The sequence below is a fragment of the Desulforhopalus glucosivorans genome (assembly GCF_054397165.1).
Genome location: NZ_AP044854.1, coordinates 3,204,055 through 3,216,394 on the forward strand (window position 1 = coordinate 3,204,055; position 12,340 = coordinate 3,216,394).

Sequence of the window (12,340 nt, forward strand, 5' to 3'; positions counted from 1 at the left end):
AAATTTTAAACCTTTGTTGCACTTCGTTGCAGGTTTTGCCCCTGCCACCAACATTTCAAATGTATATTTTCAGGCACTTACAGTACCCACAGGGCAGAAATAATCCAACAGCAAGACAGCAAACTACAGATCACAGCTGTTAGTGAAGGTCATTATAGGAAAGTCTTGAGCCAAATTAAATCAGCACAGCACCTTTTGTTTTGTAGGGTGTTTTTTACTGGACCTGTAGGGGTTTTCCCTACAAGCTAGGGGGTGTTCGATTTGAAAAATTCTTTTTCCGTCCAGAGAACTGCACGGCGGGATAATTCAGCTGCGTTTTTAATTCCGAGCTTCTGTTTTACACGGTCTCTATAGGTCCCAATTGTCTTGAGACCAAGCTTCATCCTCTCAGCAATCTCCCTTGTGGAAAGTCCTGAACCTATAAGACGAAACACCTCAAGTTCTCTATCTGTCAGGAGATCAACCGTGGGCGCGGCTGGTGTATCAGGCTGCATCTGCAGACGGTCCAGAAACCTCTCCATGATGGTATGACTTACATGAATTTTACCGTTTCTAATATTTCTAAGTGCTGAGATGACATTCTCACTGGCCTCTTTTTTCATTATATAGCCACGGGCACCAGCACGAATTGCACGCTCGGCCCACACCTGCTCATCGTGCATGGAAAGCACCAGGACAAGTAAAGAACTTCGTTTTCGGGTGAGTTCCTTTACCAGATCAAGACCATTATCTCCTGCAAGTGTGATATCCACAATAGCAAGATCTGGTGCATCCTCATCGATTATCTTACGGGCACTGGCGATGTCTTCAGCAAGACCACATACAAAAAAATCATCCTCTTGATTCAACAACTCGCCCATACCCATTCGAAAAATAGGATGATCGTCAACTATAATAACCCGTGATTTCATTCTGAACCTTCACCGGTCACTGTAATCAGTGTACCGCCTTTTTTATCTGAACTAATAACCAGAACAGCACCAATAGCCTTTGCTCTGTACTTCATTGTGTGAAACCCCAAACCTGTCGCAGCAGGGATGGCACCCAACCCCTTACCATCGTCTACAATCTTAACGGAAAAACTACCTTCCTGCACCTGAACATAAACCCCGATATTAGCCGGTTTGCCATGCCGTGCTGCATTAAAGACCGCCTCCCGAATTATGTAGTGTAAATGGGTGGAAGTGTTTTTCCCAAGGAGTTCCCCCTTCCCCTCCCAGGAAAAATCAAAATTCACCTTAAAAATCGTTTCGACTTCAACCACAAGTTCTTCAATTGCAGCCTCCAGGCCATACTCAATAACATGCACCGGATAGAGTCCCTGGGAGAGTCTTCTGGTCTTTTCAACAGCATCCTTAATGAGCCCACGAATGGTCCCGAGCTGCTCAGATCGTTCAGGTGATTCTGCCGAAAGTTGCTGTTCCAGGGCCTTACTGAGCAATTCTACGCCGGCGAGATGTGAGCCGAGATCATCATGGAGGTTTCTACCTATATTAGAGCGTTCTTCTTCACTGACGGCAATAATCTGTCTTTCCAGCCGGGCAAGCTCTTCTTCTGAACACTGCCGCAGTACATGGAGCCACATCCCCTCAAGCACCATGGTCATCTGCCTGATATCAGAGTTATCATAGTCCTCACTGTTATTAATGACACCTGCCACAACAACAATCTTACCATCGTTATAGATGGGCACGTCCAGGTGTCGTCCAACCCTGTTCGTATATGGATAATAACTGTTGGGATCATTTGCAGGACTATTTACAATAACCGCGGTCTTTCTCATCACCGCCTTCCCTGGCAGTCCCCCCTCTTCAATAGCCCGGGGCAGAGTTAACTCCCCATCTCTTTTTGCGACATCATCCTCATTATGTACAATAAATGAGCAGATGGTAATATGGCTCTGGGTCGTGTTCACAAGGGCCAGATACCCTTCTTCACTCCGAGTTATCTGAACAATTCGTCTCAGGATAAAATCATATTTTTCCTGGAGGGAGTATTTCTCCATCATTCCAAGGCGTAGCAGAGTATCAAGACGCAGTTCATCCCGATGCAGTAAAAGCTCATTTTTAATCCTGTTCTCCACCATCCTGTTGGCAAGTAGGCTCAGATCTTCAAACTCCCTGAAAACCAGATCTCCCGCTGGAATTTTCTCTTTAGAATCGGTTGCCGCCCTAAAAAAGTTGGTAAAAAGACTTATCCCCTGTTTGATTTTAAGGGAATAAAAAAAAGTGCTTAAGAGAAGAAAAATTACAGCAACAGCAAAGAGAACAATAAAGGTGAAGACATTTTTAAAGGAAATTCTTCTATAGGTTTCGGTCTCATTGGCAATACTCTTTTCCATGGCATCCATAAACATGGCGGCCCCGATTCCCCAGCCCCAGTCCTCATAGACCTCAACATAAGAAAGCTTTTGACGACGACTCTCCTTGTCGATTTTTTGGACACTATAGTTTACATAACCATGCTGGGGATACTCTGTTGCGGCGAGGATGAGCTCCTTTCCATACTCTTTACCTTCTGCATCAATGAGTGTGGTAATGGAACGACCAACCAGACGTTCATTCTGATTAGTGAGTATGGTGCCATCTAAACGAAAGCAAAACACCTCACCATCTGTTCCAAACTGAATATTCTGAATTCTTGCCAGAACCTCCTGTTGCAGGGTTTCTTCAAGATCATCACTGTAAATTCCTGCTCCAATAAACCAGTCAAGGGGTGGAAAATATTTAACAAATGCAATTTTAGGAAAGCTTTTGTCCGGGAAGGCCGGCTTTTTCAAAACATATCGATAAAGGCCTGCTTCTTTTTCGCTGATCATAGCAATGATCTCACCTACCACATCTCTGCCCACTATCTCATTAAATTCCCAGTCACTCTTTCCTTCAAAAAAAGGTTCATCGGCAAAGAGTTCAATTTCAGCCTCCTCCACCAGCCCAGAAAAATAGTACCCCCTGCCATTATTCCAGCGCATGGGACGGAGCAGCTCAACCACCATGGAACGGATTTCATCTATACTGGCTTCATCTTTATAGAGTCTGTAACTATGGGAAGCTATGGTATATGCAGCCTGCACCCTTTCTCTTATGTCGAGTTCAACCCTCAAGTCACTCTGGTGTCTGCGATAATCGATGAGTTCAACAACCTTGCCAAGCTCCTCTTTCACCCGTACTTCATACTGGCTCTTATAGGTATTACGTATGTTTACAATACTCTCCTGATAGGCCTGGTACTCGTTTATGGCCCAAAAGATACCTATAAAAAACGCAAGTGAGGTGATGACCACAAGGGAGGCATAAAATGGTGCTGAAGACAGCGATATTTTTCTAAAGAACCGCATATTGATAGTTTACCGGGGTTAGTTCTCGTCTTTAATTTCTTCAACTTCCGGATAGATCCGAGTCAGATGTATGGTGTCCAGCCCTTGATGATCATCTTTGCCAAAATTTAAAACCAATCCGTTAAGGTTAAACTGCCCAACCTCCTCCATCACAGAAATAAATCTATCCCGCGTGAGTCCGTTTTTGACTGAAAGAGCAATCTGACTAAAAAGCTTTCCAACGATAAAGCCTTCATAGCTTGTAAAGCTAATGGGAGCATCATGTTGATATTTAGCCATTGCCCTGGAGTACTCACGGGTCAAACCAATTTCAGTATCTCTAGGGGATGGAATAACCTGGGAAACGATAACTCCCTCGCCATAGCTCCCAAGGACCTCCCGCAAACTCTCGGTTCCAACAAAAGAGATGTTGCAAAAGGTAACATCATCTTTAACCTTATTCTTGCTCAGTTTTATAAACTCAGCACACGCAGAATAAGCACCAACCAAAATAACAGCCTCGGGTTTTTCCTTATAAATATCTCGCATGGCCCCCATGACGGCCACGGTATTTCGTTCATAACTTCCCGTTGAGACAAGCTCCATGGCCCGTTTTTTCAGAGCCCTCTCTATACCTTCAAGCCCCGCAGTGCCATAACTGTCATTTTGATAAAAGCAGGCAATGCGAGTGAGTTTTTTTTCCTCAACCAGATAGGATGCAAGCTTTTCCATCTCCTGGAAATAACTTGCCCGCACATTGATCACATACTTACTAAATGGCTTACGCAGAAATTCCGCCCCGGTAAATGGGCCAAAAAACGGAATACGGGACTCATTGACAATGGGTTCAACGGCTTTGGCTGTCGGCGTACCAACGGCTCCAATCAAGGCAAAAACCTGATCATCATAAATAAATGATTTGGTATTTCTTGCAGCCTTATCCGGTTCGTAACCATCATCTCGACTGAGCAGGATTACTTCTCTTCCATGAATCCCTCCACGATCGTTTACATCGGCAAAGGCTGCAAGCAACCCTGCACGCATTTCAAGTCCAAGGTTTTGTGCAGGTCCGCTGAGTGCGCAGGATTGCCCAAGAATAAGTGGCCCCATAACATCACCTGAAACCGCAGACGCCTTAGATGCACATACAATAATAAAAACAACTATGGACCAGCAGTGTATTTTCATGAATATTCCTAACTTTATTCATCTGACCTCGATAAACGGGATAAGCACCATGGAAATGGTGCGATATCAGCAAGTTTTCCAACACTCAATTTCTCGGAGTCTACGCTACCTGTTTTTTATGGCAGCTTTTCCTGAGTAAGGTATTAAAAAGGTTGCTATCTCTGGATAGGTTCTACTACCAGACGGATACAACAGCAGCTCAGGATAGAAAATAATTGTTTCAAACGCAAGTATTGCCTTAGCTTGACAACAACCGACTGATACCCTATCTCTTTGCACTATACTACGACACAGTATCCCAATAGGGATAATAAATCTCTAATCCTTAAGGTATCTGCTACAGGTAGTCAAATGAGAGGAAAACTAAAAGTGATCAAAAAAGAGCCTTGAAATTGTAATACAGTCCATTTACGCTAGCCTTCTTCATTTATTTAAAAATCCACCCAAGTGATAAGAGATTGACTGACATGAGCAAAGCTAACCTTGTAAGCACCAGCCTTACCATGAGTTCAACAACAACTGTAATCACCCCCACCGGGGCCCGAGAACAGATAGAACAAGTTGCAATCGAAGCCCCCTACTCCATCGCTCTCAACGATGAGACCATTGGTTCATCTATGGTGCTTCCGGTTGCGCTTGAGGAGTTTGGTGCAGGCTTTCTTTTTGGTCAGGGCTACATTAAAGAACCAAAAGAGATACGTGAAGTTGTTGTTTGCCCCGAGGGTAGAATTGCTGTATTTGCAGACGTTGAAGTCACAGAACCAAAGGAAGTGATTATCACCTCCGGTTGCGGCGGCACAGGGAAAATTTCCAAAGAAATGCTGGAAGGTGCCTTCGACCCTCTTGCGGAATGTACTATCAGCTTTCCTGAAATCAGCAAGTTTATCAGACAAGCTCTGCAGTCATCCCCCTTAGGACCACAAACTCACTGTATACATGGTTGCGGCTTCTGGCAGGATGGGGAATTAAAGGCCTACTACGAAGATGTGGGAAGACATAATGCAGTGGACAAGATCCTAGGAGCAATCCTTCTTGGTAAATTCACTCCAAAGGGGGCCATTTATACCACAGGTAGACTCACCTCAGACATGGTCCTGAAATGTGCACGAATCGGGATTCCCATAATTATGTCCCGCACCTCACCATCATCACTAGGTCTTGCCATAGCACGACGAGCTGGTGCCACTCTGGCAGCATACGCCCGGCCTGATCGGGTGAACATTTTCAATGCACCGGAGAGGATTGTACATTAAATTAGCCCATATGATACACACCCCGGTTACTCCCTGTATACCGGGGTATGTGTTGTTGTGAAATGAGAAAGTTAAGACTGACGCCCTTCAAGGCCCAGCTCTATCAGCCTTTCTAAGAAGGCAGGGAAGTCAAGACCAAATTCAGCTGCCGCCTGAGGCATCAGACTTGTGGGGGTCATCCCTGGAATCGTATTAGTTTCAAGAAGATATAACTCATCACCCTCAGTTAAAATCATATCAGTACGACTATATCCCCGTAACCTCAGGACCTGATGGGCTAGAACCCCAAATTTTTGTACAAGGTCACGCTGTTTATCACTAATACGAGCGGGACAAATTTCTTCAGTTGCACCCGCCTTATACTTAGCGTCATAGTCAAAAAACGAAAACCCTTCCCCAGGTACTATTTCTATAACAGGCAGCGGGTCAATTTGGCTATTGCCGATCACGCCAACCGTCAGCTCTTTTCCACTGATGTACTTCTCAACCATTATCTGTGAATCGTGTTCAAGAGCCTTATGGATACCACCAACCAACTCTCCTACAGTTTTTGCAAGGGTCAGTCCAAGGCTTGACCCCTCCCTAACCGGCTTTATCACAACTGGCAGGCCAAACCGTTTAACAAGATCTGCACCATTGAGTTCGTCATCACTGGTGAGAACAAGCCAATCGGCAACAGGCAGGTCATTCATTCGATACAACTCTTTTGCCAGATGTTTATCCATGGCGATGGCACTTCCAAGAACACCTGATCCCTGATAGGGAACGCCAAGCAGATCAAGAAAACCCTGCATGGTGCCATCCTCACCATGTAAACCATGTAATAGAATAAAGGCAAAATCAATCTCTGGAGCGTCGGCTGCAATTTTCGCGAGATCGGTAGCCGGATCATATCGGCTGACTATAAATTTTTCAGAATCCAGATTACTCTCAACACCCAAGGCACCATTAAGAGACACCTGTCGCTCGCCGGAAACCCCACCTGCGATCAAAGCAATACGTAGCCTGTTATCTTCCATAGAGTCCACCCTTTTTCATCTCTGATTATAGTAGATTAGCAGTTGCATGTTAAACAAAAGAAACACCATTTAGTGGTAAGCGTTACCAATAATTATTGGAGTTTACCTTACCACAGCAGCTTCAATGCTGCACTGAAACCTTATGAATACGGTGACAGATTATTCTTGCGTATTACTCAGCCTAAAAAAAACCATAACACCAAACGGTTTCACAGCGTGCAAGATCCAAAATGATAAATAATGACCTCAAAAGGCTGTAAAATTTTATTGACAAAGCTACACTCTATTTATTATATAAGTCAGATTGTTGTTAAGAAACCACAGACACTTACTGAAAAGTCACGTAACACAGTGATCTTTTTACAAAATAATTGATTAATTCGTGAAACGGAGCCAGAAATGATAGAAGTTGAAGTTCGAGGAGATCTTGAGTACGCGATCCGCCAGCTAAAGAAAAAGCTGCAGATAGACGGCATTAAAAGAGAATTAAAGCGTCGTGAGTACTATGAGAAGCCGAGTGTGAAAAAGCGCCGGAAGCAGGCTGAAGCTCGCAGAAAACTCCGCAAGTTCAACAGAATGAGAAAATCGATGTAAAAATCGGTTTCGGCTGCCTTTTAGACAATAGCCTGATGATTTTCACCAGGCTATTGTCGCTTTCTGTTATACAACAGCAGTTGTTAACAATACATAGGTAGAAGCCATCGCACTTCCCCCAAGCTTTGCAGCACTCCATGAGTTGTACCTGCATCATCTCATCTCCGAAAGGAGACTTGCTGAGAACACCATAGAAGCATACTCTGCTGATATTATTCTCTTTCTTGAATATATCCTTTCCCAAAGCAAAAGAAGTCTCAATGCAGTTGATGTAGAATTAATTCATCAATTTCTTGAATATTGCAGATCCAGCAAAAAAGTTTCACACCGTACAAACGCCAGACGTATCTCTGTTTTGAAATCGTTTTTTGGCTTTCTCCTGCGAGAAGAGCAGATAAAACAGAACCCTTTCGCAGCCATTGACCTCCCCCGAAGTGGACGCAGTCTTCCAAAAGCACTCAGTCAGGCTGAAGTAGAAACTCTTCTTAATCAAGTACATAGTCCCTCTCCCATTGCAACAAGAGACAACACCATGCTCTTTTTGCTCTACTCCACAGGACTTCGAGTATCTGAACTGGTGAATTTACCTCTCTCCAGCTGCAATATGACGTCGGGGTTTATTCGTGTTCTTGGCAAGGGTAACAAAGAAAGACTCATCCCTTTTGGAGACCAGGCAAAAGACAAACTCGACAACTACTTTAAAACAGCACGACCACTCATCCTCAAAAAAAGACAGAGTAACTTTCTATTCGTCACCAATCGCGGCACCTGCATGACACGGCTTCGTTTTTGGCAGATCGTCCAGAAAACCACCCTAAGCGCCGGCATAGACAAAAAAGTCTCTCCCCACATGCTACGACACTCCTTTGCAACCCACCTCTTAAGCCATGGGGCTGATCTTCGGGCAGTACAAATGATGCTTGGTCATGCGGACATTGCCACCACTCAGATTTACACCCACATTGATCAGGACCGACTTAAAAACATTCATAAAAAGTTTCACCCACGGGGGTAAATAGAGCATATCAACGCTGCCCCGAAGTTGTCCTTTAAACATTTCTGCCACTCACCAGTTTCAATACTACCCTCTTCTCTAAAAGTCCAATTTTCAACTCCGAATCTCTCCCCCTTGCCTGCAGACCACACCTAACACTAAAACACAATAGACATAACAATCAAATTGACCCGTCGCCTCAATAGTGTTACAAATTACAGCTACTCAATCAACGCTCGTATTTACAATACTATAGACCATACCCAGGAGAGTAAATGTGACTATTTCTTATCTCTACCAAACATTAAAACCTCTCTCGACACACCTTGCAGTAATACTCCTACTCACCTTCTTTTCCTCACTCACATATGCCGCAGGCCCTGAAATCACGATAGCAATCGACACAACAAAACCTCCCATGCAATTCATAAATAAACAGGGTGAAATAGACGGTTTTGAAATTGATCTCATAAAATCTATGGCCGCTGAGTCTGGTTTTACTCCAGTATTTAAACAGATCGATTGGCAGCATATTTTCACAGGCCTCAACTCGGGGAAATATGACGTTATATGTGCCTCTGTCTCAATTACTGATGAAAGAAGAAATATGTTCACTTTCACTGCCCCCTATATCAACCTTGCTCAAGCTGTCGTTATCCGCAAAAAATCGTCAATTAATCGATTAGAAGACCTTGCTGGTCTAACAGTAGGTGTAAAACCAGGGACGACGAGTCTAACTTCCGCCAAACAGATTCCAGGCGTTCTTATACAGGAGTATTCAGTTATTAAAGAAGCGATGAATGCACTCAGCCATGGTGATATCGACGCGGTAGTCTGCGACGGTCCCGTTGCTGCACATTATATTTCGACCAGACAAACATTCCCCCACAAACTCCTGTCACTGCTACCCAATAATAACCAGGAACAATATGCCATGGTAGTCCGCAAGAATGACAAAAGTACTCTTTCCATTCTTAATAAGGGGATATCTAGCATCAGACGCCAGCTCATTGATATCGACCTTCAAAACAAATGGTTTGGTGCCCTGTTAGGGGCTCAGTAATCAAACCCCGATGAAAGGGATAAGTGCCTCGAAGGTCTCACTCCAGTCACTATCTGGCCATAAGACTAAAACTACGATTTCAGATTCAACCTCTGAGTTTCTCGGAGTCTACACTATCTTTTTTTTTGAGACAGGCGTTCAGGAGTAAGGCTCTAATTTATATTTATTGTTGTTTTTCAGCTGATTCAATCTCGGTGATATTATGTCCAAAATGTCAGTAATTTTTCGTCTAGTAGTTTCCCCACAAAAAACTGTAATGAATAACAAGATGGCTGACCGCCACTATGAAAATGATCAGTTAAAACCGCCAGTAAAATGCATATCCAGCTGTCCGGGATTGATCACTCTCGCCTCTTTACTATCACTTTTTCTGGTAATGGCCCCTATGGTCAATGCCCAGCCACTTGAAAAGCCCAGGGTAGCAATTCTAACACCTTCTATTTCAGAAAAAGTTACAAAGACCAACAAAACCAGACTCAACATCGAAAAACTTCAGTCTGAAATGGAGGCATCCTTTTTAGCTACCAGAAAATTTGATGTTGTTACCCGTAACAGTGACTCTCTTAAAGTTATCCGTGACGAACAGAAATTTGCCGACTCTGATTTTGCGGCAGGTAATGCTGCACAAACTGGGGCGCTTGATAACGCCAACTACCTTATTCGGTCACAGGTCAATGTTTTCAGCTTCTATTCAATAATCAAAAAAGTACCAAACCTCCAAAGTAAGTATTTCAGAACTGACCATGGACTTATGGAAATTAATGCCCAGGTCCTCGATACTACCACGGGACAAGTCACCGCAACATTTGATCTCAAAAGTTCTTTTGCCTCAGATAAATGGATGGTCAACTCTAAATACGGTTCACCTTCTCCTGAAAAATTCACTAAACTTGCAAAGGCTGTATCAGGACAGATGGCAGATCAATTTCTTGATCTGGTTTTCCCGGTAATGATCATAAAGGTAAGCGGAGATACGGTGTATCTCAACAGAGGAAAAGATGGAGGGTTTAAAAAGGGAATGGTACTGAACGTTTACCAGCCGGGGGAATCACTGATAGATCCATACACAGGGGATGACCTTGGAAGCGCTGAAGAATATATCGGCAAGATCAAAGTTGACAGAATTAACCCAAAACTCACCACAGCTAAAATTGTCACAGACAGCATTGAAGGCGAGATCAGTACCGGCTGTATTATACGAAAGCCATAACCCGCAACAAACGAGAACAGCAGCAACCATCAAAAGAAACGACCAACGCTACCTCGTAAGGAGAGACCGATATGACATACGTACTTCATACCTTAGCAATATTTACACTCTTAATGATAAGTAGTCCCGTACTAGCACAGGATAATTCAAGTGCCACCGCAGCACCTCCAGCAACAGATGAGCAAGAAGTCACACTTGTTGCAAAAGATGCAGAAGAACTCAATACAATATCCGATCCAAAATCAGTTCCACTGGCCTCGGATAGTATGGATGACTGGTTTGACACAGTCTTTCAGCGATTCAACATCCAGGAAGGTGAAAATAACGGGAAATTTATTCTTACTGCCTCCCAGAGCGTAATGCTGAAGCCAACTGATCCGCAATATGGCAATGCATACATGAACGCCTTCGACAAGGCCATGATAACGCTGCAAAACGAATATGTTAAAATACGTTTTGGTAGTACCGTGGTTGATAAAGTGCAGTCATTCTATGCTGACAATTCAACACTTAGAAAAGAGATAGAATTACCCTCTGTCAGCGATCCTAGTTATATCGAAAAGGTTCTCTTGATAATGCAAAAAGGGTTGGAAGTAACCGACAAACAGCTGGACAAACAGTTAATTGAGCTTGGTGTCTCCCCCAGTACACTATCCCAACTCACCCCAGTCAGAAAGAAAGACCTCTTTCGGGATAAATTTATCCAGAACACTATTACTAAGGCTTCTGGCTCCATTGCCGGACTCTTCCCCATCCAGACAAACGTTATAACGGACAGTAACGGTGATACAGTAGTTGGGGTCGTTGCTATTGCATCAGATAAAACCATACAAATAGCAAAAGACATCTCCCTGCAGCGAGAATCAATCATAACGGGAGCTGGCCGCGATATCCAATCACTATTACCCGAAACAGACGAAGAGTTTCTCGCCACACTTGGAGTCAGACTTGCCTACGATAAAGATGGAACTCCTGCTATTATCTCCTATGGAATTTCATCCTATATGCCCAACTCATCTGACAGTTATATTAACAACACACTGAAGGCCGAAGCAAAAAACGGTGCTGTAGCAAAAGGCAATGCCCAGATTGCTGAAATTGTAAATGGCCGAATGAACACGAATGAATCGATAAAAACAGGAGAGGAAATCCGGACCTACGTTGAAAGAGAAATGAAACCGGACTCGGACACCATTGAAAAAACCATTAAAAACGTCATTAACATCACCAACAGAAATATAAGAAGCTCAGCCAAGGTTAAATTACAGGGTATTTCAACTGTAAAAACCTGGAGACATACCTCAGAGGATGGACACCGATATTACGGCGCCGTGCGTGTCTGGAAATATAGCACTCTTGAGGCCGTTAACGCCTTTAACAACCCACGAAAGGCCGCAGCAAAATCCCAAAAATATGACCAGTCCCAACAGGAAAGTAAACCGGTCAATACAATGGATGATTTTTAGTACCATAGAAATTCATTTGCTGTTCAGTGAATTTCGTGATGGTACTTATCCCGCTCATCGGGGTTAGTACCATAGAAATTCATTTGCTGTTCAATGAATTTCGTGATGGGACTTATCCCGCTCATCGGGGTTAGTACCATAGAAATTCATTTGCTGTTCAATGAATTTTGTGATGGGACTTATCCCGCTCATCGGGGTTAGTACCATAGAAATTCATTTGCTGTTCAATGAATTTTG

At 43.6% G+C, this 12,340-nt stretch carries 10 protein-coding genes; 6 read left to right on the forward strand and 4 right to left on the reverse strand.

What is annotated here, in order from left to right:
- Positions 1–245 precede the first annotated feature (245 nt).
- The 3 genes from ACX6CI_RS13880 to ACX6CI_RS13890 are packed head-to-tail and all read right to left on the reverse strand — an operon-like array spanning position 246 to position 4,504.
- On the reverse strand, positions 246–911 hold the full coding sequence (locus ACX6CI_RS13880) for a response regulator transcription factor (protein ID WP_458774240.1): 666 nt from the start codon (positions 909–911) through the stop codon (positions 246–248).
- Positions 908–3,337 carry a cache domain-containing protein gene (locus ACX6CI_RS13885; RefSeq protein ID WP_458774241.1) on the reverse strand — a complete coding sequence of 810 codons (2,430 nt, stop codon included), beginning with the start codon at positions 3,335–3,337 and terminating at the stop codon, positions 908–910. The genes ACX6CI_RS13880 and ACX6CI_RS13885 overlap by 4 nt, the downstream gene beginning before the upstream one ends.
- An 18-nt stretch (positions 3,338–3,355) precedes the next feature.
- A complete protein-coding gene (locus ACX6CI_RS13890; protein ID WP_458774242.1) occupies positions 3,356–4,504 on the reverse strand; it encodes an ABC transporter substrate-binding protein in 1,149 nt (382 codons plus the stop codon).
- 467 nt (positions 4,505–4,971) lie between these two features.
- Between ACX6CI_RS13890 and fdhD the strand changes: the two genes are divergently transcribed.
- Complete coding sequence (fdhD, locus tag ACX6CI_RS13895) at positions 4,972–5,757, forward strand: formate dehydrogenase accessory sulfurtransferase FdhD (protein WP_458774243.1); 786 nt, start codon at positions 4,972–4,974, stop codon at positions 5,755–5,757.
- Between the two features lie 71 nt (positions 5,758–5,828).
- Here the strand turns inward: fdhD and ACX6CI_RS13900 are convergent, their stop codons facing one another.
- Positions 5,829–6,776, reverse strand: a complete 948-nt coding sequence (locus ACX6CI_RS13900) for a D-alanine--D-alanine ligase family protein (protein ID WP_458774244.1) — start codon at positions 6,774–6,776, stop codon at positions 5,829–5,831.
- A gap of 402 nt (positions 6,777–7,178) precedes the next feature.
- On the opposite strand from ACX6CI_RS13900, the gene rpsU reads away from it, so the two are divergent.
- From rpsU to ACX6CI_RS13925, 5 genes are all read left to right on the forward strand, one after another.
- Positions 7,179–7,370, forward strand: a complete 192-nt coding sequence (gene rpsU, locus ACX6CI_RS13905) for a 30S ribosomal protein S21 (protein ID WP_458778469.1) — start codon at positions 7,179–7,181, stop codon at positions 7,368–7,370.
- Positions 7,371–7,512: 142 nt separating this feature from the next.
- Complete coding sequence (xerD, locus tag ACX6CI_RS13910; protein WP_458774245.1) at positions 7,513–8,385, forward strand: site-specific tyrosine recombinase XerD; 873 nt, start codon at positions 7,513–7,515, stop codon at positions 8,383–8,385.
- Between the two features lie 256 nt (positions 8,386–8,641).
- Positions 8,642–9,427, forward strand: a complete 786-nt coding sequence (locus tag ACX6CI_RS13915; protein ID WP_458774246.1) for a transporter substrate-binding domain-containing protein — start codon at positions 8,642–8,644, stop codon at positions 9,425–9,427.
- Positions 9,428–9,629: 202 nt separating this feature from the next.
- Entirely contained in the window at positions 9,630–10,637 is a 1,008-nt protein-coding gene (locus tag ACX6CI_RS13920; RefSeq protein WP_458774247.1) for a hypothetical protein, read from the forward strand.
- 71 nt (positions 10,638–10,708) lie between these two features.
- Entirely contained in the window at positions 10,709–12,103 is a 1,395-nt protein-coding gene (locus ACX6CI_RS13925) for a DUF6844 domain-containing protein (protein WP_458774248.1), read from the forward strand.
- Positions 12,104–12,340: the final 237 nt, after the last annotated feature.